26 protein-coding genes and 1 tRNA gene are annotated in these 25,554 nt (G+C 34.3%); 7 read left to right on the top strand and 20 right to left on the bottom strand.

Features of this window, described 5'->3' with window-relative positions; genetic code table 11:
* Position 1: 1 nt before the first annotated feature.
* On the top strand, positions 2–736 hold the full coding sequence (locus R3L15_RS00970; RefSeq protein WP_338732702.1) for a Bax inhibitor-1/YccA family protein: 735 nt from the start codon (positions 2–4) through the stop codon (positions 734–736).
* Here the strand turns inward: R3L15_RS00970 and R3L15_RS00965 are convergent.
* The 4 genes from R3L15_RS00965 to R3L15_RS00950 all read right to left on the bottom strand — a co-directional run bounded on the left by R3L15_RS00965 (position 733) and on the right by R3L15_RS00950 (position 4,173).
* Positions 733–1,209: a hypothetical protein gene (locus tag R3L15_RS00965; RefSeq protein ID WP_338732701.1), complete on the bottom strand. Its 477-nt coding sequence runs from the start codon at positions 1,207–1,209 to the stop codon at positions 733–735. The genes R3L15_RS00970 and R3L15_RS00965 overlap by 4 nt on opposite strands.
* A gap of 63 nt (positions 1,210–1,272) precedes the next feature.
* A complete protein-coding gene (locus R3L15_RS00960; protein WP_338732700.1) occupies positions 1,273–2,403 on the bottom strand; it encodes a tetratricopeptide repeat protein in 1,131 nt (376 codons plus the stop codon).
* Positions 2,396–3,694, bottom strand: coding sequence for a M56 family metallopeptidase (locus tag R3L15_RS00955; RefSeq protein ID WP_338732699.1), 1,299 nt, complete (start codon positions 3,692–3,694; stop codon positions 2,396–2,398). Before R3L15_RS00955 ends, R3L15_RS00960 begins: the two co-directional genes overlap by 8 nt.
* A 119-nt stretch (positions 3,695–3,813) precedes the next feature.
* A complete protein-coding gene (locus tag R3L15_RS00950; protein ID WP_338732698.1) occupies positions 3,814–4,173 on the bottom strand; it encodes a BlaI/MecI/CopY family transcriptional regulator in 360 nt (119 codons plus the stop codon).
* A 122-nt stretch (positions 4,174–4,295) separates the two neighbouring features.
* Between R3L15_RS00950 and R3L15_RS00945 the strand changes: the two genes are divergently transcribed.
* Complete coding sequence (locus tag R3L15_RS00945) at positions 4,296–4,805, top strand: DUF456 domain-containing protein (protein WP_338732697.1); 510 nt, start codon at positions 4,296–4,298, stop codon at positions 4,803–4,805.
* Between the two features lie 224 nt (positions 4,806–5,029).
* Here R3L15_RS00945 and R3L15_RS00940 read toward each other — a convergent pair whose 3' ends face one another.
* The 8 genes from R3L15_RS00940 to R3L15_RS00905 all read right to left on the bottom strand — a co-directional run bounded on the left by R3L15_RS00940 (position 5,030) and on the right by R3L15_RS00905 (position 15,754).
* Positions 5,030–5,707: a DNA-binding response regulator gene (locus tag R3L15_RS00940; RefSeq protein WP_338732696.1), complete on the bottom strand. Its 678-nt coding sequence runs from the start codon at positions 5,705–5,707 to the stop codon at positions 5,030–5,032.
* Between the two features lie 12 nt (positions 5,708–5,719).
* The gene (locus R3L15_RS00935) at positions 5,720–7,735 is read right to left on the bottom strand and encodes a tetratricopeptide repeat protein (RefSeq protein WP_338732694.1); all 2,016 of its coding nucleotides are present in this window, start codon (positions 7,733–7,735) and stop codon (positions 5,720–5,722) included.
* Between the two features lie 115 nt (positions 7,736–7,850).
* The gene (locus R3L15_RS00930) at positions 7,851–8,033 is read right to left on the bottom strand and encodes a hypothetical protein (protein WP_338732691.1); all 183 of its coding nucleotides are present in this window, start codon (positions 8,031–8,033) and stop codon (positions 7,851–7,853) included.
* Positions 8,034–8,518: 485 nt separating this feature from the next.
* Positions 8,519–8,592: transfer RNA gene (locus tag R3L15_RS00925), tRNA-Asp, on the bottom strand.
* Between the two features lie 77 nt (positions 8,593–8,669).
* Positions 8,670–9,599 carry a DUF58 domain-containing protein gene (locus R3L15_RS00920; protein WP_338732689.1) on the bottom strand — a complete coding sequence of 310 codons (930 nt, stop codon included), beginning with the start codon at positions 9,597–9,599 and terminating at the stop codon, positions 8,670–8,672.
* A 65-nt stretch (positions 9,600–9,664) separates the two neighbouring features.
* Positions 9,665–9,982: a thioredoxin gene (gene trxA, locus R3L15_RS00915; RefSeq protein WP_125466853.1), complete on the bottom strand. Its 318-nt coding sequence runs from the start codon at positions 9,980–9,982 to the stop codon at positions 9,665–9,667.
* A gap of 216 nt (positions 9,983–10,198) precedes the next feature.
* Positions 10,199–14,581: a DNA polymerase III subunit alpha gene (gene dnaE / locus R3L15_RS00910; RefSeq protein ID WP_338732687.1), complete on the bottom strand. Its 4,383-nt coding sequence runs from the start codon at positions 14,579–14,581 to the stop codon at positions 10,199–10,201.
* 165 nt (positions 14,582–14,746) lie between these two features.
* Positions 14,747–15,754, bottom strand: coding sequence for a DUF6252 family protein (locus R3L15_RS00905; protein WP_338732686.1), 1,008 nt, complete (start codon positions 15,752–15,754; stop codon positions 14,747–14,749).
* Between the two features lie 153 nt (positions 15,755–15,907).
* On the opposite strand from R3L15_RS00905, the gene R3L15_RS00900 reads away from it, so the two are divergent.
* The 5 genes from R3L15_RS00900 (at position 15,908) to R3L15_RS00880 (ending at position 19,943) form a co-directional block, all read left to right on the top strand.
* On the top strand, positions 15,908–16,417 hold the full coding sequence (locus R3L15_RS00900) for a 30S ribosomal protein S16 (RefSeq protein WP_125466850.1): 510 nt from the start codon (positions 15,908–15,910) through the stop codon (positions 16,415–16,417).
* 81 nt (positions 16,418–16,498) lie between these two features.
* Complete coding sequence (gene rimM, locus R3L15_RS00895) at positions 16,499–17,032, top strand: ribosome maturation factor RimM (protein WP_338732685.1); 534 nt, start codon at positions 16,499–16,501, stop codon at positions 17,030–17,032.
* Positions 17,025–17,738: a methyltransferase gene (locus R3L15_RS00890; protein WP_338734097.1), complete on the top strand. Its 714-nt coding sequence runs from the start codon at positions 17,025–17,027 to the stop codon at positions 17,736–17,738. The genes rimM and R3L15_RS00890 overlap by 8 nt, the downstream gene beginning before the upstream one ends.
* Positions 17,739–17,801: 63 nt before the next feature.
* Positions 17,802–18,980, top strand: coding sequence for an acyl-CoA dehydrogenase family protein (locus tag R3L15_RS00885; RefSeq protein WP_338732684.1), 1,179 nt, complete (start codon positions 17,802–17,804; stop codon positions 18,978–18,980).
* A gap of 66 nt (positions 18,981–19,046) precedes the next feature.
* Complete coding sequence (locus tag R3L15_RS00880; protein WP_338732683.1) at positions 19,047–19,943, top strand: serine/threonine protein phosphatase; 897 nt, start codon at positions 19,047–19,049, stop codon at positions 19,941–19,943.
* Between the two features lie 3 nt (positions 19,944–19,946).
* On the opposite strand, the gene R3L15_RS00875 is transcribed toward R3L15_RS00880, so the two are convergent.
* The 8 genes from R3L15_RS00875 to trmB form a co-directional block, all read right to left on the bottom strand.
* Positions 19,947–20,282, bottom strand: a complete 336-nt coding sequence (locus tag R3L15_RS00875) for a ferredoxin (protein ID WP_338732682.1) — start codon at positions 20,280–20,282, stop codon at positions 19,947–19,949.
* Positions 20,282–21,343 (bottom strand): NAD(P)/FAD-dependent oxidoreductase, encoded by a 1,062-nt coding sequence (locus R3L15_RS00870; RefSeq protein ID WP_338732681.1) that lies wholly within the window; start codon positions 21,341–21,343, stop codon positions 20,282–20,284. Before R3L15_RS00870 ends, R3L15_RS00875 begins: the two co-directional genes overlap by 1 nt.
* A gap of 148 nt (positions 21,344–21,491) precedes the next feature.
* A complete protein-coding gene (locus tag R3L15_RS00865; protein WP_338734095.1) occupies positions 21,492–21,734 on the bottom strand; it encodes a NifU family protein in 243 nt (80 codons plus the stop codon).
* A 2-nt stretch (positions 21,735–21,736) separates the two neighbouring features.
* Positions 21,737–22,891 carry an Mrp/NBP35 family ATP-binding protein gene (locus R3L15_RS00860; RefSeq protein ID WP_338732680.1) on the bottom strand — a complete coding sequence of 385 codons (1,155 nt, stop codon included), beginning with the start codon at positions 22,889–22,891 and terminating at the stop codon, positions 21,737–21,739.
* A 104-nt stretch (positions 22,892–22,995) separates the two neighbouring features.
* Positions 22,996–23,844 carry a hypothetical protein gene (locus R3L15_RS00855; RefSeq protein ID WP_338732679.1) on the bottom strand — a complete coding sequence of 283 codons (849 nt, stop codon included), beginning with the start codon at positions 23,842–23,844 and terminating at the stop codon, positions 22,996–22,998.
* 55 nt (positions 23,845–23,899) lie between these two features.
* Positions 23,900–24,226, bottom strand: coding sequence for an MGMT family protein (locus tag R3L15_RS00850; RefSeq protein WP_338732678.1), 327 nt, complete (start codon positions 24,224–24,226; stop codon positions 23,900–23,902).
* Entirely contained in the window at positions 24,226–24,855 is a 630-nt protein-coding gene (locus tag R3L15_RS00845) for a LysE family transporter (protein WP_338732677.1), read from the bottom strand. The genes R3L15_RS00850 and R3L15_RS00845 overlap by 1 nt, the downstream gene beginning before the upstream one ends.
* Entirely contained in the window at positions 24,852–25,532 is a 681-nt protein-coding gene (gene trmB / locus R3L15_RS00840; RefSeq protein WP_338732676.1) for a tRNA (guanosine(46)-N7)-methyltransferase TrmB, read from the bottom strand. The genes R3L15_RS00845 and trmB overlap by 4 nt, the downstream gene beginning before the upstream one ends.
* Between the last annotated feature and the right edge of the window lie 22 nt (positions 25,533–25,554).

The following is a 25,554-nucleotide window of genomic DNA, read 5'->3' as shown; positions in this document are numbered from 1 at the left end:
TATGGCTTTAAAGTTAAAAACTTCAAATCCAGCTTTCACGCCCTACTTCTGGAACGACAATAGTAAACATACGTCTAAAATGACGGTTAAAGGGATTTTTATAAAATCCATGTTATGTATTCTGATTATTATGGGAGTTACCTTTGGCGTATGGAAACTTTACGAGCAAGGTGTTGATGTTAGTTGGTTTACTTATGGCGGTATTATTGGATCGGTTATTATAAGTGTAATTCTATCTTACAAACAACATTGGGCACATATTTTAGTGCCACTTTACACCATCACCAAAGGCTGTTTTTTAGGCGGGTTTTCTGCTTACATTAAAGCTAAGTTTCCAGAAATGCCTTATCAAGCTATTGGCGTTACTATTGTAACTTTTTTTGTGACACTTATACTTTACCAAACAAGACTTATTGTAGTTACTAAAACATTCAGGAGCGTTATTATTACATCTGCAGCTAGTATTTTTGTTGTTTATATCATCTCTTTTATTTTAAGTTTTTTTGGCATTAAAACCTTTATTTGGGGAACCTCTTGGATTGCTATTATTTTTAATATTTTAGCTGCTATTGTGGCCTCGTTATCCTTGCTTTTAGATTACGATTTTATAGAACGCCATAAAAACAAAGCCCCTAAATACAAAGAATGGTTTGCCACTTGGGGACTTTTAGTCACCTTAATTTGGCTTTACGTAGAAATTTTAAGACTAATGAAAAAGCTTGCTATCAGGTTTTAGTTAACATGAATTCGTATTGGCAAACTAAATTCAGTTGTGACCTGCTGAGAGCGCTTTACAGCAGGGTAAATTTTAGGTAGAGAATCTAACGTGCTTACTAACAGACTATCTATTTTTGGTATTTGCTGGTATGTTAACGTATCGGCTTTAATACTTAACACCTTTAATTCCCCTTTATAAGAAACCTGTAAGCGCATCATAACCGTATCGGTAACATCTTCAGTAACCACAATATTTTGATGCGCTAACCGATTGGATATGGTTTTTATTAGCGTTTGTGTAAAACACCTTTTTCGTTCTTCTTTTTGAAAAGTATTATCACAGGAAGAAAACGACGGATATTCATCTACATCTTTCCAATTAAATGTTTTTAATTCTTCATTTAAAATGGTTTCGGTAGATGTTTTTTTAACGTCAAAATAATTACACGACGTAAAGCATAAAAGTAATATAACCGTAATTAACTTTTTCATAAATTGTTATGAAAGCGAAAAGTACAATTTTTTTAGGTGTCTGAGAAGAAAATATTAATGATGCTAATTGGTTTTAGACATAAATTTTTCTTCTTTTAGTTCTTGCAACCGCCTATTGGCTATAGCCACAAAATTCTTTTCATTTGGAAATCGCTTTATAAAGTCTTCATACAATTTAATTTTCGCGTCCATATCGGCATAGTATCTTTCTTTGGATAGAAGCATGAAAAAATGAATGTCAACCCTATCTGGAGCTTCTTTAATAGCTTTTTTATAAGCTTCAATGGCTTTATCATATTTTTTTAATCGGTTATATACCATGGCTAATTTTTGATATTCAAAATCCAACGGCTGATCTTTAATTAACAACGCTTGTTCTATATATTTTTTGGCATTCTCATAATCTTGTAATTGTTCATAATAACTTCCTATTACAAACATAGCGTTGGCGTTTTGGGGGTTGTACTTTAAAGTCTTCTGTCTATATGTTATTGCTTCTTTATAATGAAAGTTTTTAGCATAACATAAACTAAGTTTTTCATAAATAAATTCGGATTGCTCGCCTAAATCTATAAGTTTATGGAACCATTGTTGTGCCTGTTCGTAATATTCTTTATAATATAAATTCTGTGCCTTTAAGCTTATAAGGCTAACATTATTAGCGTACCCCATCAAGCCTTTATCGATAAACTCATTGGCCTTATCAAACTGTCTTGTTTTAACAAACTCACGCGCAATTTTATAAATGGCTTTTTGATGCGTAGAATCTAAATTATAAGCTGTTTGATACTTATTAATTGCTGTTGAATCGTTTGTTGCTTCTAAAATTACACCTAATTGGTAGTGATAATTAGGATTTACACTATCCAATGCTATTAAGGTTTCAAGTTGCGATTTTGCTAACGTGTATTGTTTGGTTTTAGATAATAATTTAACGTAGTTAAACCGCGATAGCAAGTCATTGTTAGTTAGGCCTTTTTGATAATGTTTTAAGGCTTTATCATAATTACCAATGGCTTCGTAGGATCTTGCTATTTTTAAATTGGTTGCTGGGTTTAAAGTATCTGATTTGTAAATTGTAATAGCTTGCGAATATTTGCCATGAGCATACAAGCTATCGGCTACAGATAAAGCCGAAGTTTGTGCTTCGGCTTTAAAACATATTAGTAAACATAATAACAATATTCTACTCATCTAATGCAAACATTATAGGTAACGCATAAGGCACAGTAACTTTTTTACCTTTTTGTTCTCCTGGTTTCATTTTAGGCAACAGGCTTACAACTCTTTCAGCTTCTTCTTGTAATGCTTTGTGAGCTGCTCTTGCCTTTACTGCCGTAACGTTACCTTGTGTATCGATTTTAAAGGTAACCATAATTCTTTGGTTGCCTTCTAAACCAAGACCTTTAGAAACTTTAGTGTTAAAATTATCACCTACAAATTTTGTAATGTTTTGGTGCATACACTTTATCACTTCATTCTTGCTCTCTAAAGATTCGCATCCTGGATAAACAGGCACATTCTCTACAATGCCAAAGGGAATTTCGACAACATCAGACACTTCTTCATAATAGTCGTGGTTTAAACCTTCATCTGAAATTAATACTACCAATGCTTTAAATGCTTTTTCTTCTTCTGGCGTCATTTCTCCCTTGGCAGCTATCGATTCTTTTAAAGCGTCAATATTTTCCATTATTGATACCTCTTGATTATGCTTCTGATTATTTAAATTTTCATTTGAGCATGAAGAATACACTAACATACTAAAAATAACAGGCAATAAAAGCGCATACTTAACTAACTTAATTTGTTTTGATTTTGATTTTTGTAACATAACGATTCGTTTTTTGATTAATGATTGTTTAAAAAATGTATTGATGAATGCTATTTTTTTTGTGTCGAATATTTTCGATAATAAGTTTAAATAATATTGTTTTTTACCTTCGTGATTGGCTATCTCTTTATCGGCAATAAATTCGTGTATATTACTTATTCTTTGTTGATAGATGTACACCATAGGGTTAAACCAAAGCCCAATTTTTAATATTTCGAAAAATACCATATCTAAAGAATGCCTTTGCTTTACATGAATTAACTCATGCTGTAATATGCTTTCTCGTTCTTGGAGTTCTACTAAATCACCAATAAAAATGATATTAAAAAAAGAGAATGCTGCGTTGCTGTGGTTTAATTTAACAATGGTAATATTATTCACCTTTTGTTTGATACCTTGTCTATACAGAGCAATAATCTTGAATAGTTTCCCAAGAAAAATCAGCAACATAATACTACTTCCTAGGACAAATAAATAGCTCCAAGACCATGAAAAACCAACTACTTGATTAGATTCCAAAAGCACTTCATTTAAAATTATAGGCGTTTTATTTCCTATTAAAACCTCGGGTAATAAAACTAGGTTTTGTTTAGCTACAGCTGCTTGAAATGGCTCTATTTTTATAATAGGTATTAAAAAAGAAAGCAACATTGTTATTAACAGATAAGCTCTGTTCCAATTAAAAAACGTTTCTTTTTTTAAGAAAAAATCATAGACCAACATAAAAAGGAATTGGCAAACCATTATTTGAAAAATATAATGTAACATGGTTAATTGTCTTTATTAATTTCTTTTAACACAGATTCTAATTCACTTAAACTAATGTCGTTTTTCTTCACAAAAAAAGACACCATACTTTTAAATGAGCCATGAAAATAATTTTCAACCAAAGTATTTAAACTCTGATTACTATAATCTTGTTTTTTAAGCACAGGAAAATACACATGACCTTTTCCTTTTTTATCATGACTCACAATTCCTTTACTTTCTAATATTCGTATTATAGTCGATACTGTATTGTAAGCAGGTTTTGGTTCGGGTAATTGCTCTATAACCTGTTTTACATTGGCTTTTTGTAATTGCCACAGAATTTGCATAATCTCTTCTTCTGCCTTGGTAAGTTGTTTCATTTTATCAACTAAGAATTTAGTTCTATATAGCAAATATAACTAAAAAATTAGTTTAAACTAATTTTTTAGTTTAAAATGTAACATAGATATTGTATTTTCGTCTTATACATAAACTGTTGTATATGGATATTGTACTTACTTTTATCGGTTTTCTGTTTATACTTCTAGGTATTTTAGGAAGCTTTTTACCTGTTTTGCCTGGTCCACCAATAAGTTGGATAGGATTACTCATGCTTTATCTTACTAAAGCCGTGGAGAACAACTGGTGGATTTTAAGTATTACACTTGCCGTTGCTCTACTTGTTTTCGCTTTGGATTATATTATTCCTGCCATAGGAACAAAACGATTTGGCGGAAGCCGAAAAGGTATTATTGGCACTACTTTAGGACTTGTGGTCGCTATATTTTTTCCTGTTTTAGGGGTGTTTGGTATTATTATTTGGCCTTTTATTGGTGCTTTAATTGGAGAGCTAATGAATAAATCGGATTCTAAAACAGCTACCAAAGCAGCTTTGGGATCGTTTTTAGGCTTTTTAACAGGAACGTTTTTAAAATTTATTCTATCAATCGTTTTCTTAGGAATTTTTATAAAAGTTTTAGTGCAGCATTTTGATCGTATTTTCTCTTTCTAAAAAAGAAGAACCTTGCAATTTTAAAACAAAGTTGAAAAATTACAAGGTTAGTGTAAATGCTATTATCAACAAAAATTCTTCTTGAGGGATTAATTAATTATTTGCTGTTGACTTAAACAAAAGTAATCTAAATCCTAATAGAACCTTTACGGTTTAACCACAAAATAATTACGGAAAAACCGTAGTTTTAAAGTATAGTCGGAATTAAGTTTACTTTTATCTGCTTATAGAAACCCTTTTTTTCGCGCTTCTTTTAATAAGGTTTCGTCATTACCGTCTTCTACAAAAAAGAGTTCTTTTAAGTGTTTTTTACGTTTTTCAATTGCACTCATTGATAAGTTTATATGATCTTTTAAACTCTTCGTTTTTACACCTTGTGATAATAAATGTAAAATTTTACGATTAACATCATCTACCTCAATATCGCTAGATATGGTTTTTCTTATCAAATTATTTACAGTACCACTGTAAAAAGGTGGGTTTTTTAATGCGGCTTGAAAAGCACTTGAAAGCTCGTTAGAGGTTAAATCGCTTTTAATAAGTAAGCCTTCTGGATTGATACTTTTTACGATATTATGAATTCTATAAGACTCATTAAACATGGTTAAAATAATAATTTTCGCATTAGGCATTATCTTTCTTGCATGTTTAGCTAAATCCTCACCCGATGTAAATTTACCATCAGATGATGGCGGCAAACTAATGTCCATAAACAGTAAATCGTAAGGCTTATCAAAATCTAACGCTTGCTGCATAAACTGTAACGACTCATCACAATTATTGGCGATATCTATTTTAAGATCTTGATCCTCCTTTTTTGTAGCTAACAATGTGTTTTGATAGCCTTCAATTATAATAGGATGATCGTCTGTCATTAATATTCGTATGGTTTCTTGAGACATTGTTTTTTGGGTTTAAACAGGTACACTTACAGTTATAGTCGTTCTGTTTTCTTGGTTTGATTCAATAGTTAATTTTCCGTCAATTTCTGTAACACGAGAGGCTATATTTTTTAGGCCGATTCCTTTTCTTGCTCTGCTTACATCAAAACCAGAACCGTTATCAGAAACTTGTAAGCAAATTACATTATTTTTTTGCTTAAAACTAATTTCAACCTTTGTGGCATTGGCATGTTTATATATATTTTGAAGCGATTCTTGTAATATCCTGTAATAGTGAATTTTTGTTTTATTTGACACGTTATCCCAATCTATACTATCATCATTTTTTAAGTCGAACTCTAGTCCATAGGCAACACATTGAGTTTCCACTAAAGACTTTATAATGTTGTAAAAACTTGATCCAGAAACAAAATCGGTATTAAGTTCATGAGATACTTTTCTAATATCGTGTTCTATGTTTTTTAATTCTTCAATATATTTACTTCTATTGGTTATAGCTTCGTCTGTAGAAACCATATTTAGGCTATCCAAACTTAATCGTGTTCCAAATAACCGTCCTAAAATACCATCATGAAGTTCTTCAGATATTCGCTTTTTTTCAATCACTCTAGCCTCATCTATTTTATCTTGTTGCGAGAGCATTAAATTATAAATCTCTTCGTTTGCTTCTTGCTGTTGTTGTACTAGCTGTAATTCTTTGTTTTTGGCACGCTGTGAAATAATAATATACAACAAGATTAAGGTAAATACCAAACTTGCCGATAACACAATAAGCCACATCCGCTCACGTGCGATTTGTTTGTTTCTTTCTTTAAGATTATCTGTTTCAAACTCTATTCTGGCAAACTTGTTTCTTATAGCACGCTCTTTATCTTGCAAACTATCATTTATGGCGACATAAGATTTTAGGTATTCTTTTGCTTTTTCTGGCGATTCTATTTTCGATTTTAATAAAAGTGATTTTAAAGTAACATCGTTAGAGTTTGTTTCTTTAGCTAATGTGTAAGCACGATTAGCAAATAATAAGGCTGAATCCTTTTGTTTTTTATCTAAATAATATTCAGAAGCATTTAAAGACACCGTCATAATACTAAATCCATCTTGAATACTGTCGCTAATTTTATACGATTTACTCAGCATGGTTTTAATTTCCTTATCAGAGAAATCTCCTGACAAATGCTTTATAAAAGCATAATCACTTAAAATTAAAGCATAGTTAGAAAGATCTTTAAGCAACTCCTCCTCTTTCTCAAACAACTCCTTATAAATTTGTATGGCCTCCTTATATTTTTCTTGTTCCTTATAAATTAAGGCAATATTACTTTTAGAATATAATGTATATAGGGAATGATCTTCAATTTGATCGCTATATGTTAAAGCTTTTTCGTGGTACTCAATAGCATTGTCATACAACCCTAAAGCATCTGAAAGTATTCCAAGAAGATTATAAATAGACCAAAGGGCATCTAAATTATACTCGGTTTTAGGAAATTTTTGGAATAAACGTACCGAACGAATAGCATTACTTTCAGCTCCTAGATAATCCTTTTCTTCAAACTGAATATTAGCCATATTTAAAAGCGCTTCGGCATAGTTTTGCTCCATATTTAAATTAGAAAATACTTTTGAAGCATTATAATAATAGTAGTAAGCACTATCCGATTTTACTTTGGAGGAGTGACACCACCCCAAAACATTACTAATATAACCTACGGCTACAGAATCGTTAATTTTATTTGCTAGAGCTAAATTGTCTCTATTAATTTTTAAAAGTGTATCGACATCTCTTTTTTGAAGGTAAAGTGTTGCTAGCAACCTTCTACTCTTTAACAACGTACTATCTTTATTGTATTGCCTAGAAAACGCAATAGCTTTTTGCACATGTTTAATTTGCTCATTTAAACTATAGCTACCCTTTTGGGCTTCTCCTCTATAAAACCTAACACTATCCAATAAAGAAGAACTAGATTGCGCCATTACTAATTCTGGTCCTAAAAAGAGAAATAAAATTAAAATTTTTTTGTACACAAAAACTATTTAGAGGGTGTAACCAAATTTAAAACAAAAAAATGGAAAATACAGAAAGCACAAAAACCCAATTCGGCAAAGCCAAATTGGGTTATCTATAATAAAATTACAAATACTATCCGTGTTGTGGAATTCTCTTTTTTCTTACATGCTTATTAACAGCAAAATCATATTTAAAATCATTGGTTTTAACCTCTTTATGGTTAACACCTTCTGGTTTAATGTTTTTTTCACTGTTTAATCCTGTTAAGGCTACACAAAAAATAACTGCTAATAATGTAATTGTTAGGGGTTTCATACTTTTCAACTTTTTATATTTAGGTTATACAATAAATTCAAAACCGATTAAGAGCTTAAAAAGCTCTAAAAGTTGAGGGATGATAAATGGATAATTAATACGCAGTCTTATGACAAAACCATAAGCATGCCTTATTGTGAGGGATAAAATGGATTAAAAACCTTAATAAGCTGATTGTAAATCAATTTGGGGCTTACGAAGGAATATCAAATGTATTGTAAAATAACTTAATCAACTAAAAAAACACGATGAAATGCATTTTTTATCGATTAAGAGGTATTTAATGTTGCTCTAAGTGGTTAGAAAACAAAAAAGCATCCCAATTTTCACCTAAGTGAAAAAAGGAAAGCTTTCCATTGGAATACTCAACTTTATTGAGTATCTCTACATATTTGCCTTAATAACAACATTAAGGCAAAAACAACACAACTAAATCTTATTGCCAAAAAAAGCTCCAATAAAAATTGAAGCTTTAGCAATTTTTGCGGTCTGGACGGGACTCGAACCCGCGACCCCCTGCGTGACAGGCAGATATTCTAACCAACTGAACTACCAGACCGTTGCACAATTGCGGATGCAAATATACACGCCTTTTTTTATATCTCAAATATTTTACAAGAAATTTTAAAAATTATCTCATAAAAATTTTTGACGCTCCACCATAAAGGTAGATAAAACAGCGTTAAATCCCTTATTTACATCGGCTTCCACATAATTAATTTTATACTGCCCACATTTTAATTTTATGTCATTAAAATACTTATTAACGGCTTTTTCATAGTTCTCCTTAATATTTTCGGCATATAAATTTATATGTTCTCCTGTTTCAACATCAATAAATCGTCGCGGCGAATTATCAAAATCGAACATTAACTCTTTAGCTTTATCAAAAACATGAAACAACACAACTTCATGCTTATTGTGTTTTAAATGTCGTAAGGCTTCAAACAACTTCTCCTCATTGGTTTCGGTTTGAAACATGTCTGTAAATAAAAACACTAACGATCGCCTGTGAATCTTCTCAGCGATCTGGTGAAGGTAAGTATATGTCTCTGTTTGTTTACTTTCGGGCTTAGATTGCACCAACTCTCCTAACTGATGTAGCAACATATGGTAATGTCTTTCACTTCCTTTTTCTGGCGCATAAAAATCATACGCATTACTATACACGCTTAACCCAACAGTATCGCGCTGTTTTTTTAAAATATGCATTAAACTTGCCGAAGCCAAAGCAGAAAATGCAATTTTATTAAGCTTATCAATAGAAAACAACGACATTTCTGGATAATGCATAGAACTACTATTATCTATAATTAAATGGCAACGCAAGTTGGTTTCTTCGTCGTAGCGTTTTGTATATAGCTTATCTGTTTTTGCAAATAGCTTCCAATCTATATGTTTTGTGCTTTCGCCTTGGTTATATATTTTATGCTCTGCAAACTCTGCAGAAAAGCCATGAAACGGACTCTTATGCATACCGGCTATAAATCCTTCAACAACTTGTTTCGCTAACAAATCTAGATTTTTAAACCCGCCTACCTTATTTAATTCTTGTTGTAAATCCATACACATCTAAACTAAAAAAGGTTTGCCATTACAGCAAACCTTTTATCATTTCTTTAATCTTTTATTTACAAAAGCGAATCTAAAGCTTCTGCATAAGCGCTTTTTTGTGCTACACCAACTTGGCGTCCTACTACCTCTCCATTTTGAAAAACTAAAACGGTAGGAATGTTTCTTACACCATATTTTGCAGCAAACTCTTGATTTGCATCTACATCTACTTTTCCTACTACAGCTTTCCCTTCGTATTCTGTACTTAATTCATCAATAATAGGCGCTACCATTCTACATGGTCCACACCAAGCTGCCCAAAAGTCTACCATTACGGGCTTGTCGCTTTTTAATACTTGCTCTTCAAACGTTGCATCTGTAATTTCTAATGCCATAATTTATGATTTAAAAAATTGTACTTCTAGTTTCTATGCAATATTAGTCAAAAAAATCACGAAAGCTTACAACCTATCAATTTGTTTTACTTATATAAGCATTAGCTTACCTTATTTTCTTGTTTATAGCACTCCCAAAATACTTTTGGGCGGGCTTTCGGTAGTCGCTTTTTTAAAAAAAGAGCTTCAACAAATACCTCAATCCCTAGTGCGCGATTAGTTTAATTTATAAACTAATTCGTTTTCGTTAAGTTCATCTAGTAACTCTTTAGATATTTTTACCTTTTGCTTTCTGCTAGGCATATTTAATTTAATACGCTCTTCGCTATCATAAATTATAAAACTCAAGGCTTTTTCACCTTTATGAAGCCTAAACAAATCTTGCAATACCTGAATTCTGTCATTCTGTAAATCGGAAATATCTAATTTTACAGATAGCTTTTTTGCATAGTTATTCATAACATCATGTAGTAACTGAAAACTATTAAATTGCAGTCTAGGGTCGCCTTTTATGCCTGTATTTTTATTTACCCAACCTTCACGAACAAATGTTTTTACATGAAGAAAGGAATTATTAACCAAGAAATGCCTAAACTTTAAATATTCTTCACCAAAAATTCTAAACTCAAAATTATTTTCGTAATCTTCCATGGTAAACATCGCCCAACCTTTTCCTGCTTTACTAATACGATGTTGCACATCGGTAACTACACCGCCAAAAGTCAACTCTCTATTTACGTAATTATTTAAGTTGTTAAACAAAGATAAATCGGCATTACAAAAATTGGTCATTTCCACTTTAAAATCGTCTAAAGGATGACCAGAAATATATATTCCAACAACCTCTCTTTCTTTAGCTAGTTTTTCCATGGTCCCCCAATCTTCGCATGGTGGCACTTGTGGCTCTGGAATTTGAACATCGCTAGCCTCACCAAACAGGCTTACTTGGGCAGAATTTTCATTTTCTTGGTGTTTGGCACCGTATTTCATGGCTTTTTCTAAAAACGTAATACCATCGCCTTCATCTTGAAAATATTGCGCACGATGCGTATCAGAAAAACAATCAAAACCTCCTGCTAAGGCTAAATTTTCAAAGGCTTTTTTGTTTGCTGCTCGTAAATCAATTCGTTTTGTTAAATCGAAAATAGATTTGTATAAGCCGTCTTCTTTTCGATTTTCTACAATGGTTTTTACAGCACCATGACCAACCCCTTTTATCGCGCCCATACCAAAACGTACCGCATAATCTTTGTTCACAGAAAACTTATAAAACGATTCGTTAACACTTGGTCCAAGTACATTTAACTTCATTCGTTTACATTCTTCCATAAAGAACGTAACTTGCTTGATATCGTTCATATTATTAGACAATACCGCTGCCATATATTCGGCTGGATAATGAGCTTTTAAATAAGCTGTTTGATAAGCAATCCAGGCATAACAGGTAGAGTGCGACTTGTTAAACGCATAACTCGCAAAAGCTTCCCAGTCTTTCCAAATTTTTTCAAGTACATCTCTTGGATGTCCATTGGCTTCGCCGCCATCTAAAAATTTTGGTTTAAGTTTTTCTAATAAAGCAAAGATTTTTTTACCCATAGCTTTACGTAATACATCGGCTTCACCTTTAGTAAAATTTGCTAGTTTTTGCGATAGCAACATCACCTGCTCTTGATATACTGTAATCCCGTAAGTTTCTTGTAGATATTCTTCCATGGCTGGCAAATCGTAAACAATATCTTCTCGACCATGTTTACGAGCAATAAAGCTTGGTATATATTCCATTGGCCCTGGACGATACAAGGCATTCATGGCAATAAGATCATCAAAAACCGTAGGTTTTAAATCCTTCATGTGTTTTTGCATTCCTGGTGATTCGTATTGGAATATTCCAACCGTTTCACCTCTCTGGAACAACTCGTAAGTTTTTTCATCGTCTAAAGGAAAACTTTCAGGATCAAGTTCAATACCATGTTTTGCCTTTACAATTTTAATGGTATCTTTAATTAGGGTTAACGTTTTTAGACCTAAAAAATCCATTTTAAGTAATCCGGCATTTTCAACTACCGAGTTGTCAAATTGGGTAACATATAAATCGGAATCTTTAGCCGTTGATACTGGCACAAACTTGGTAATATCATCTGGCGTGATAATAACACCACAAGCGTGAATTCCAGTATTTCTAACCGAACCCTCTAGTACACGCGCTTGGTTAACGGTTTCGGCCTCCAAGCCTTCGCCTTCAGAAATATTCAACAGCTCATTAATAAGTTCGACTTCCTCCGAACGGAACTTACTTTTCAACGCTTTTTCATCCATTCCAAAAATCTTGGCCAACTTGGTATTTGGGATGAGTTTAGCAATCCTATCAGCATCAAACAATGGTAAATCTAAAACCCGTGCTGTATCACGAATGGAAGATTTTGCTGCCATGGTACCGTATGTAATAATTTGCGCCACTTGATTAGCGCCATATTTATCAATAACATAATCCATAACCCGACCTCGACCTTCATCATCAAAATCGATATCAATATCGGGCATACTTACACGATCTGGATTTAAGAAACGCTCAAACAGCAAGTCGTATTTAATAGGATCCATATTGGTAATACCTAAACAATAGGCCACCGCCGAACCAGCAGCCGAACCACGTCCTGGCCCCACAGACACATCCATGTTTCTGGCTTCTCTAATAAAATCTTCTACAATTAAGAAATATCCGGGATACCCTGTATTGGCAATAACGTCTAGCTCGAAATCGAGACGGTCTTTTATATCATCGGTAATTTCGCCATATCGTTTTTTAGCGCCTTCGTATGTTAGGTGCTTCAAGTACGCATTTTCACCGCGTTTACCACCATCTACACTATCTTCTTCTACTTGAAATTTCTCTGGAATATCAAACTTTGGTAGTAATACATCTCGAGCTAACTCGAAAGGCTCAATTTTATCAACTACTTCTTGAAGGTTGGTAATAGCTTCGGGCAAATCTTTGAAGAGTTCTTTCATCTCATTAGAAGATTTAAAGTAATACTCCTGATTTGGCAACCCGTAACGATAGCCACGACCACGACCAATAGGCGTGGCTTGCTTTTCGCCATCTTTTACGCATAATAAAATATCGTGCGCATTGGCATCTCCTTTTTCGGCGTAATATGTGTTATTAGACGCTACTAGCTTAATATCATGTGTCTTAGAAAATGCTACCAAAACTTGATTAACACGGTTTTCATCTTCTTGATTATGACGCATTAATTCAATATACAAATCATCGCCAAAGGTATCTTTCCACCACAACAAGGCTTCTTCTGCCTGATTTTCACCTACATTTAATACTTTACTAGGCACTTCGCCATACAGGTTTCCTGTAAGTACTATAACATCGTCTTTATACTGTTCAATAAGCTTTTTATCAATTCGCGGCACATAATAAAACCCTTCGGTATAGGCGATTGATGAAAGCTTCGCTAAATTATGATAACCACGTTTGTTTTTTGCCAACATAACAATTTGATAGCCATTGTCTTTTCGTGTTTTATCGGCATGATCATCACAAACAAAAAACTCGCAGCCCACAATACCTTTTATTGGTTTTGCTGTTGAAACCTCGCCTTTTTCTTGAGCCTCTTTATGTTTTTCTTCAACCGATTTGTTGTGTTTACTAATAGCGCTTACAAAGTGAAAGGCTCCCATCATGTTAGCGTGATCGGTTAAGGCTACCGCCGGCATTTGATGTTTGGCTGCCGAAGTCACCAAATCTGCAATACTTATAGTTGATTGTAAAATAGAGAATTGCGAATGGTTGTGTAAATGCACAAAATCGATATCGGCTAAATTGGAAATATTTTGTTTTATTTCCTCTGTTGAAATGGTATCGGTTTGCTCTTTTTCTAAACGCTCTCGTATTTTAGCACTTTCGCGTTTTAGATTAATATGTTTTAATCCTATAAGCTGGATTTCTTGAGGGTTTTCCTCTGAAAAACGCTCGAAATAATCTGGTTGAACATCTAACTGTTCTTTAGTATACTGTTTTCTTCTTATTAACTCTAAGAAACACCGTGTGGTAGCCTCCACATCGGCTGTGGCATTATGTGCTTCGGCAAATGGCTGGTTAAATAAATACTCATGAAGCTCGGTTAATGTTGGCAACTTAAACTTACCACCTCGACCACCAGGAATTTGACACAGTTGTGCTGTATGTTCTGTACAGGTATCTAAAACAGGTAACTCCTGTAATTTATTAGCTACATCTTCTCTAAAGAATTCGCAGCCCATTATATTAACATCAAACCCTACATTTTGTCCTACTATAAATTTGGTCTTGTTAATCGCTGCATTAAATTTTTCCAAAACTTCAGCTAGCGACACTCCTTGTTCTTGAGCTAATTCGGTAGAAATACCATGGATTTTCTCGGCATCGAAAGGAATATTAAACCCTTCTGGTTGAATAAGGTAGTCTTGATGTTCGATACAATTCCCCATTTCATCATGTAATTGCCAGGCAATCTGGATAGCTCTTGGCCAGTTGTCGGTATCGGTAATAGGCGCTTTCCAGTTTTTTGGCAATCCCGTCGTTTCTGTATCAAAAATTAAGTACATAAAAAAGCTTGGTTGTTTATTCTTGAGGGTTATTTTTTAAAAAATTTGAACGAATAAAAGTACGTAGAATTTTCTCTTTTTTAAAGTGAAGTTATAAACAGTTATAAACAACAAAAAGCGACCTGAATTAGGTCGCTTTTCATTTAACGTAATCGTTAATTGTTATTATTCGGCGTCTAAATAATCTGGAATACCATCCATGTCGGTGTCGTCGTTTGTTAAATCGCCATCGCCATTAGCATCTTCATCGGCAGTTAAAATACCATCACCGTCATCGTCATTATCTAGGTAGTTTGGTATACCATCAGTATCAGTATCGTCATTTGTAAAATTACCATCGCCATCAACATCTTCATTTATGGTTAATATGGTGTCATCATCATCATCTGTATCTAAGTAATTTGGAGTACCATCCATATCGGTATCATCATTTTCCGGATTACCATCACCATCAATATCTTCTAAAACAGTCATTACACCATCTTCATCGTCATCATCACACAACAACCCATCAATAACTTCTTGAAGCATACCTGTTTCATCTACACAGGAATCTTGTTGTTGCATTAAGGCTACCATGTAAGCATGGCATTTTGCAGAATAACTAGGATCGGTAGCTGGGTCTGAGTTAAAATAAGCTTCTTGAGCAGTTTGAGTCTCAATAATTGCCTCTTCGCAGGACACAACATCTGAAGACGTATATGGTAAAGGCAAATCAAAAAATACACCTCTATTAAAGTTTACGGTTTCATTACCTAATTCATTATAGGCATTAAACCAAAATTCACCCGAAACAGTATTTTTAGACTGGTTATATCTTGTAATTTTTATAATACCCTCTGGAGGATAAACTTGCGTATCTCCATCAGGTAAATTATTTGTTGAAAAACTATCACCTTGGTTATTTACTAAGCTTGCCATATCAACATTATTTTGCCCTAAAACAAACTCTGTTCCTACAGAAAGAGATGACACCCTTAAAGTAATGTCATCATAATTATCACTAGCAGTAACGACTAGTCTACCATTATCATCAAATGTAGCATTGTAAGCTACGGCCTTCCATCTATTTCCATCTTTCTTTCCTTGTACTGCTGGCGAGTTAAACTCCACTTCATCGCTACATCCAAAAAAGACTAAACTTAGTAGCAAAAGGGCAAAAAACTTTTTCATAAATTTTGTTGTATTTTGTATTTAAGCACTCAAAAATAGAATAAAAAAAATTAATATTCATTGAAGCTTATAAAAGATTGAAAATTAAAAAAATATCGTATCTTTGCACCCTTATTAATAATCGAGGTCGTGAACCTCACTAATTAATTATCTATGCCTGTAAAAATTAGATTACAAAGACACGGTAAAAAAGGAAAACCTTATTACTGGATTGTTGCCGCAGATTCGCGTGCAAAAAGAGATGGTAAATACCTTGAAAAAATAGGTGCTTACAATCCAAACACTAACCCAGCAACTATTGAACTTGACGTTGATGGTGCTGTAAAATGGTTACAAAATGGTGCACAACCAACAGATACTGCAAAAGCTATCTTATCGTACAAAGGTGCATTGTTAAAAAACCATTTAGCTGGTGGTGTAAGAAAAGGCGCTTTAACTGAAGAGCAAGCTGAAGAAAAATTCAACGCTTGGTTAGAAGAAAAAGCGGCTAAAATTGAAGCTAAAGCCAGTGGTTTAGCAAAAGCTGATGCCGATGCGAAAGCAAAAGCACTTGAAGCTGAAAAAGCTGTAAATGAAGCTAGAATTGCTGCAAACACTCCTGAAGAGGAAGTTGCAGAAGAAGCTCCAGCTGCTGAAGCAGATGCTTCAAACGAAGAAGAATAAAAAAATATTTTTTTATACTTTTGAACCCAGGCATTATGTCTGGGTTTTTTATTTGTTATCCTACCTACTCGACAACTCAATATGAAAAAAGAAGACTGCTTTTTTTTAGGTAAAATTGTAAAAAAATATAGCTTCAAGGGTGAGTTACTCATTAAGCTAGATACAGACGAACCCGAAATTTACGAAAACTTAGACGCCATGTTTTTAGAGGTTCGCGGAAACCTAATCCCATTTTTTGTCGAGCATGCTCAATTACATAAATCAGATTTATTACGCGTAAGGTTTGAAGATGTTAATAACGAAACCGATGCCGATGCCCTTTTAAAAAGCGACGTATATCTTCCTTTGGAACTTTTACCAAAACTTGAAGACGATAAATTTTACTATCACGAAATCATTGGATTTACTATTACTGACACAAATTTTGGCAATGTTGGCACAATAACATCTATAAACGACTCAACAGCACAAGCCCTTTTTGTAATAGACAGGAATGGTGTGGAAATTTTAATTCCCATGAACGATGAGTTCATCAAACAGGTTGACAAGCCCAACAAAACCATTCTTGTAGAAACCCCAGAAGGCTTAATCGATTTATATATTAATGATGCATAAGCCGTTTCAATTCAAACAATTTACAATTAACCAAGACCGTTGTGCTATGAAAATTGGCACAGACGGTGTGCTTCTTGGCGCATGGACTTCTTTAAATCACAATCCCTTTTCTATTTTAGATATTGGCGCTGGAACCGGCGTTATCGCTTTAATGCTTGCTCAACGTAGTTCGGCTCAAGTCATTGATGCCTTAGAAATAGACGAAAATGCTTATGAGCAATGTGTTGAGAATTTTGAACAATCGCCTTGGAACGACAGACTTTTTTGTTACCATGCTTCCTTACTAGAGTTTGCAGAAGAAATAGACGACACTTACGATGTAATTGTTTCCAACCCGCCATTTTATCAAGACAACTATAAAACAAACCAAAAGCAACGTGATTTAGCAAGATTTCAAGATGCTATGCCTTTTGAACATTTATTAGAAAGCGTATCTAAACTACTATCAAAAGAAGGTATATTTTCAGTAGTTATTCCTTTTTCTGAAGAACAAACTTTCATCAATTTAGCATTTAAACATCATTTATTTGCAAAAGATATTCTTCATATTAAAGGCACCCCAAAATCAGAAACCAAAAGGAGTTTAATAAGCTTTTCGTTCAACAAAACAGAAACAACCATAGAAGATCTTGTTATCGAAACCTCAAGGCATAATTATACCCAAGATTACATTACCCTTACCAAGGATTTTTACCTTAAAATGTAGACTTAAAAAATTGTACACTGAAAACGTTTTCGTTATTTTTGGATTTCAAATTAAAAATCAATTATGAAGCCAGACTTATTCGAAGCGCCAGATTATTACAATATTGACGAATTACTTACTGACGAACACAAATTGGTTCGCGACGCAGCCCGTGAATGGGTCAAGCGTGATGTTTCACCAATTATAGAAGACTATGCCCAAAAAGCAGAGTTTCCGGAACAAATTATTGGAGGTTTAGCAGAAATTGGTGCCTTTGGCCCTTATATTCCAGAAGAATATGGCGGCGCAGGTTTAGACCAAATTTCGTATGGATTGATTATGCAAGAAATTGAGCGTGGTGATTCGGGTGTACGTAGTACGGCTTCGGTACAATCTTCTTTGGTAATGTATCCTATTTGGAAGTATGGCACCGAAGAGCAACGTCAAAAATATTTACCAAAATTAGCTAGTGGCGAATGGATGGGGTGTTTTGGTTTAACAGAACCTGATCACGGATCTAATCCAGGAGGCATGGTTACTAATTTTAAAGATATGGGTGACCATTATTTATTAAATGGTGCCAAAATGTGGATAAGCAACGCGCCATTTGCACAAGTAGCTGTAGTATGGGCTAAAAATGAAGAAGGCCGTATTCACGGGCTTATTGTAGAACGTGGCATGGAAGGCTTTTCTACTCCAGAAACACATAATAAATGGTCCTTAAGAGCTTCGGCTACTGGAGAGCTTATTTTCGATAATGTCAAAGTGCCTAAAGAAAATCTATTACCTAATAAATCAGGACTTGGCGCACCACTTGGATGTTTAGATTCCGCACGCTACGGTATTGCTTGGGGAGCTATTGGTGCAGCTATGGATTGCTACGACACAGCATTACGTTACAGCAAAGAACGTACGCAGTTTGGAAAACCTATAGGACAATTTCAATTACAACAAAAGAAACTAGCCGAAATGATTACCGAAATTACCAAAGCACAAGTATTAACTTGGCGTTTAGGTGTGCTTCGTAATGAAGGCAAAGCCTCTTCGGCACAAATATCAATGGCCAAGCGTAATAATGTAGATATGGCCATTAATATTGCTCGTGAAGCTAGACAAATGTTAGGCGGCATGGGAATTACTGGTGAATATAGTATCATGCGTCATTCTATGAACCTAGAAAGCGTGATTACTTATGAAGGAACACACGATATTCATTTACTAATTACTGGATTGGATATTACAGGTTTAAATGCTTTTAAATAGAAAAGATTGTTTTTCAATACAAATAAGCGGGTTTTATAACTCGCTTTTTTTGTTGATATTTACAGTATGTCTTCCAAAACAAGATTAGATCGCGCTTATAAGAATGCCAAAAGAATTCCTTTTGACGACAGTTCTAAGTTTGTCTTTTTTAGTGACTGTCATCGTGGCGACAATAGTTTTGCAGATGATTTTGCTAACAATCGCAATATTTATTTTCACGCATTAAAACATTATTTCGTAGAAGGCTTTCAATACTGTGAATTGGGAGATGGCGACGAGCTTTGGGAAAACCTAACTTTCGAATCCTTATTATTTGCACACAAGAACGTGTATGATTTGCTGAAATTATTCCACGATGAAGGCAGATTGCACATGGTTTGGGGCAATCATGATATGGTTTATAAAGACCCTAAATATGTAGACAAGTACCTCAACAGTTATTTCGATCCTAAAACTGGTGAAAATGAAGACCTATTTTGCAACATAAAATACCACGAAGCCTTAGTGTTACAACATATCGAAACCAAACAAGAGCTTTTCTTAGCACACGGCCATCAAGCCGATTGGTGGAACTATACCTTTTGGCGGTGGAGTCGATTTTTGGTTAGAATACTTTGGAAACCCCTAAACGTTATGGGTATTGCAGACCCAACAAGCCCAGCGAAAAACTACAAAGAACTCATAAAAGTTGAAAAACGCCTTAAAAAGTGGATTATTGAAAACAACAACCTACTCACCGTTGTGGGGCACACTCATCGTCCTCGTTTTCCAGAACCAGGTGACATTGCTTTTTTTAACGATGGGAGCTGTGTTCACCCTAGAAGCATTACTGGCATTGAAGTTGAAAACGGAATGATTTCTTTAATAAAATGGCAAATTGCTACCACAGACAACGGCACGCTACAAATTGTTCGCGTACTGTTGGAAGGACCTAAAAGGCTGATTGATTATAAAACCGAGTGATTTTTAACTCTCTGGAGCCAATTCTACTTTTAAGCCATCCATTTCTGGGGTAATTTGAATTTGGCATCCTAATCTACTATTATCTCGCACATCAAAAGCTTCAGAAAGCATAGCTTCTTCATCATCTTGCATTTCTGGTAGCTCGTGATCAGACAACACATAACATTGACATGAAGCACACATGGCCATACCGCCACAAATACCAATAGTACCTTCAGGAGCTAATTCGTAACTACGAACTACTTCCATTAAGTTCATGGCCATATCAGTTGGCGCATCAATTTCGTGTGTTACGCCATCGCGATCTATAATTGTAATTTTTACATCTTGCTCTTCCATTACTCTATTGCTTTTACTACAGCTTTTGGCGCTTCTTTTCTACTACCATCAAATCCATCAATACCACTAACGGTTGTATATTTTAACACATAACGTTTGCCTGGATTAATAATTTGATAAGCCGCTTGACACATTAAGGTTGCTTCGTGAAAACCACAAAGAATAAGCTTTAGTTTTCCAGGATAGGTATTTACATCGCCAATGGCAAAAATTCCTGGAATATTGGTTTGATAATCTAAAGCATTATTTACTTTAATGGCATTTTTTTCAATTTCTAATCCCCAATCTGCTATTGGACCAAGTTTTGGAGACAAACCAAATAATGGCACAAAATGATCGCATTCTATTTCAAATTCGTTTTTAATATGTTGTGCTTGTTCAACAACAACTCCTGTAACATGATCTTCCCCTAAAATACCTACAACTTCTGCAGGAGTTATTAAGTTGATTTTCCCTTGGTTCTTTAACTCTTGCACTTTCTCTACCGAATCTAAAGCTCCTCGAAACTCATTTCTTCTATGAATAAGCGTTACTTCTTTGGCAACATCTGTTAAAAAAATACTCCAGTCTAAAGCTGAATCGCCACCACCAGCAATAACCACTTTTTTATCGCGGTAAATTTCTGGGTCTTTAATCATGTATTCTACACCAGTATCTTCATACAAATGAATGTTATGAATTTTAGGCTTTCTAGGCTCGAAACTACCCAACCCACCAGCAATAGCAACTACTGGCGCGTGATGCTTGGTTCCCTTATTAGTCGTCACAATAAAGGTTCCATCGTCTTGTTTTTCAATGGTTTCGGCTCGTTCGCCTAGGGTAAATCCTGGCTCAAACTGTTTTCCTTGTTCTAAAAGTCTTTCGGTTAAATCGCCGGCTAAAATTTCTGGATAAGCTGGTATGTCGTAAATAGGTTTTTTTGGATAAATCTCTGAGCATTGCCCGCCTGGTTGTGGTAAGGCATCTATAAGATGGCACTTTAGCTTTAATAACCCAGCTTCAAAAACAGTAAATAATCCTGTTGGGCCAGCGCCAATAATTAAAATATCGGTCTTAATCATATTCTTCTTCTGAAAAAGTTTACTTTATATGACACAAATGTCATGTGTTTCGAGTGGAAATTCTATGACAATTATCATTCTTCAAAATATTACAAAAAAGATTCCTGCATAAAGCAGGAAATGTTATAGAAACCTTGTTATTAACACATTAAGCTACTACGTTAATGACTTGTTCTATTTGTGGCGCATATTTTTTTATGGTCATTTCTACACCAGACTTTAACGTCATTTGATTAACACTACAATTGGTGCAAGCACCTTCTAGTTGAACTTTTACTAAAGTTCCATCTTCTATGGAAAGTAAGGAGATGTTACCGCCATCGCTTTGTAAAAACGGGCGAATTTCTTCCAATGCTTTTTCCACATTCTTTTTTAATTCTTCTTGTGTCATCATTATTTCTTAACTGCCGAACATCCGGCCATTGTTGTAATTTTAATTGCTTCTGTTGGTGGTAAGGCATCGTTACGTCTTACAACCTCTTGCACAACATTTTTGGTTAATTCTTCAAAGGCTTGCTCTAAAGGTGTTGCTGTTTGTAAAGCTGCTGGTCTTCCAACATCACCTGCCTCACGAATACTTTGCACTAAAGGTATGTCTCCTAAAAATGGGACTTTTAAATCTTCGGATAGGTGTTTTGCGCCTTCTTGACCAAAAATATAATATTTATTGTTTGGTAATTCTTCTGGTGTGAAATACGCCATATTTTCAACAATACCTAAAACAGGTACGTTAATACTATCCTGCTGGAACATAGCTACACCTTTTCTAGCGTCGGCTAGGGCTACTTGCTGCGGTGTACTAACCACAACAGAACCTGTAATTGGCATAGCTTGCATAATGCTTAAGTGAATATCGCCTGTTCCTGGTGGTAAGTCGATTAGTAAAAAGTCTAGCTCGCCCCAATCGGCATCGAAAATCATTTGGTTTAATGCTTTTGCAGCCATAGGTCCACGCCAAATAACAGCTTGATCTGGTTTGGTAAAGAAACCTATGGATAATATTTTCACACCATAGTTCTCGACAGGCTTCATTTTAGACTTCCCACCTACGTTTACTGATAATGGACGTTCATTTTCCACATCATACATAATAGGGATAGATGGCCCATAAATATCGGCATCTAATATACCTACTTTGAAGCCCATTTTAGCTAACATGGCTCCTAAATTTGCTGTTACGGTAGATTTACCAACACCTCCTTTTCCAGAGGCTACAGCTACAATATTTTTAATTCCGGGAATAGGCTTTCCTTTTATTTCTTGCTTACCTGCAGACATACCATTTTTAGGTTTAGCAGGAGCATCAACCTTTATGTTTACTTTTATTTTTGCTTTTTTGTAAACCTTGTCGTGAATGACTTTCATGATTTCGACTTCGGTTTTCTTTTTGGCTTGTAAACTTGGGTTTTTTATGGTAACATCTACAACAACCTCATCGCCAAAAGTAACGACATTGGTTACAGCTTCACTTTCCACCATATTCTGTCCTTCGCCAGGAGCGGTTATGGTTTCGAGTGCTTTTAATATATCTTGTTTATTTAGTTTCAAAATCAATAATTTAGACTGGTTCTAAGATTACAAATATACTGCGAAATCTTTACAATTTGAAGCTGTTTAATTGAAATGATTGATGCTTGAATTTTTTCTGTCTATTACTCTGCAAAGTTTAGAAAACTTCTTTTGAGTTTTTTATTTAGAATAGAATCTCCTTTGTAGGAAAACCGCTTAAGACTTTCCATGACTTTAGTTGAATCGAATTGCTTATAATTTATGTAGCCTTCATAAACATTTGAGTAAAATGTGTTTTGAAATGATACTAGCTTAACTCTTAACTTGGTTTTATATGCTCCTTTATATCTTTTTACGGTAGATGCGATAAATTTTTGTGGTTCAAGCATATAGTCTTTGTGTTTATAAGCACAATCATAATAAGCTTGTTTATGATATTCAACAGGCTTCCAATCGCCATTACTGTTTTTTGCTTCTAAAATGAAAAACAAATCATTGGCATCGACCGGCCTTTGAACTCTTCTGCTACTATGTGCAAAATTGTAAATATATACTGGATAAGAACTGTAATGAATTCGTTTTCTTTTCTTTATTTGTTTTCTAGCACTAATAGTATCTATGTAATACTTGTAGTCGTAATCTTCAATTTCTTTATTGTATATAGAGTCTACTACTTGTATTGGTGGCGGAATATCTAATATAGAAATTTCAGAAGAATGAAAGTTTTTGTTCGAAGTATCTACAAACACCCTTAAACTGTCGTAAGCCTTGTTTTTAAATGTTGAATAGGTTTTCGTATAATTAAGTTTATTATACTTTTTTGGCAACACAAAACTTATTGAATCTTTAATATTTACATCATAGACAACAGTCTTCATTGGATTCATATTAAAAACCTCCATTGTTATTAATGAATCAACTTCATTATCTACAGCTGCTTTAGGAAGCTTAGGAATAGCTTTACCACAACCTAAACAACAAAAAAGCATCACTCCTAAAATTATACGAAAAAAATGCATCTTTAAAATTAATTCAAAAATTATACCGTTACAAACTAGCTGGATCCCAAAACAAATTTTCAAAATCCTGAATCTGATTATTTACTACGGTTACCCCTTCACTTTCCAAAAGTTGTTGCATCAGATTTGTACCATCGAAATGATGTTTTCCAGTTAGGAGTCCTTTTCTATTTACCACACGATGAGCTGGCACATCTTTCCCCGAAGAGTTATTCATAGCATAACCCACCATTCTTGCGCTTCGTGGCGCGCCCAAATATTTTGCAATGGCACCATAACTAGTTACTCGTCCATAGGGAATTTGCCGAGCAACCTGATAAACCTTATCGAAAAAGTTAAGTGTTTCGGGTTTCATTACACCTCTTTAATTATATTAATTAATGTAATTACAGCTACAATGCCAGTAATACCACCAATAAGGTAATTCATGTTTTTTTGTGATGTAAACGATCGTCCTTTAATTTTCTCGAAAAAGAACATATAAATATACAGCACAACAAAAGCCCCTGTTGTTGCTCCAGTAACATAAGAAGCAATGCTAGTTTTATCGAAACTTAACCATCCAAAAGACGATAAGGTAATGGCCATATAGGCCTGAAAAGGTACAGGAAATACATTTATTGCCGATAAAAACACTCCTTGAAAAAAGCGACTTGATTTACTTTTAACTTCAATTTCTTTTTTAGGTTTATCGGTGCTTTTCGCTATAAACAGAAAATATACAGAAACTAGCACAAAAATAACAAAGGCTACACGTTGCAAAATATCGATAACATCGGGGTGGTTACTTAAATATCGTGCAAATACTGTTGCTATTAGTGCTTGAAAAACGACAACTAAACAGGCTCCTAAAGAAAACATAACGCCTCTTACATGCCCATCTTTCATGGATATTTTCGCTGCATTCATATTTAACAAACCTGGTGGAAGTGTTGCTAAAAACGTTGCTGCAAAACCTAGTAAAAAAACAATGGTTAAATTCAAACGTTGTTTATTTTAAACCTAATATACGTAATTGCTTTGTCTTGTTCCAAATATTGGCTTTCGTAAAAGGTTTGAATTTCAGTGACTTCTTCTGGGCTTCCGCCTAACTTATAAACATCATGATTGGCATACAAAACCTCGTGCCCTGCACCATGTAACAAACCAAGTGTATAACCATGCATAAACTCGCTGTCGGTTTTAAGATTTACTACACCATCTGGTTTTAAAATAGTTTTATAACGCTTTAGAAAAGCTTTATTCGTCATTCTATGTTTGGTTCGCTTATATTTTATTTGTGGATCGGGAAATGTAATCCAGATTTCATCGACTTCATTTACATCAAAAGCATATTCTATAAGTTCAATTTGGGTACGTAAAAACCCTACATTAGGTATATTTTCTTCTATAGCGGTTTTTGCGCCACGCCAAAATCTTGCACCTTTAATATCGATTCCTATAAAGTTTTTGTTTGGATATTTTTTTGCCAAACCAACAGAATATTCACCCTTTCCGCAACCTAATTCCAATACGAGTGGATTATTATTCTTGAAAAAATCTTTATTCCACTTACCTTTATACGGAAACTTATGTTCAACCATTTCTTCTCTAGTTGGCTGAATAACATTATTAAAGGTCTCGTTTTCCTTAAATCGTTTTAGTTTATTTTTGCTTCCCACAGTAATTTAATATTTAGGCAAA

This window comes from Mangrovimonas cancribranchiae (assembly GCF_037126245.1).
In the GTDB taxonomy this organism is placed as follows: domain Bacteria; phylum Bacteroidota; class Bacteroidia; order Flavobacteriales; family Flavobacteriaceae; genus Mangrovimonas; species Mangrovimonas cancribranchiae.
This window is presented reverse-complemented; position numbering and strand designations above follow the sequence as displayed.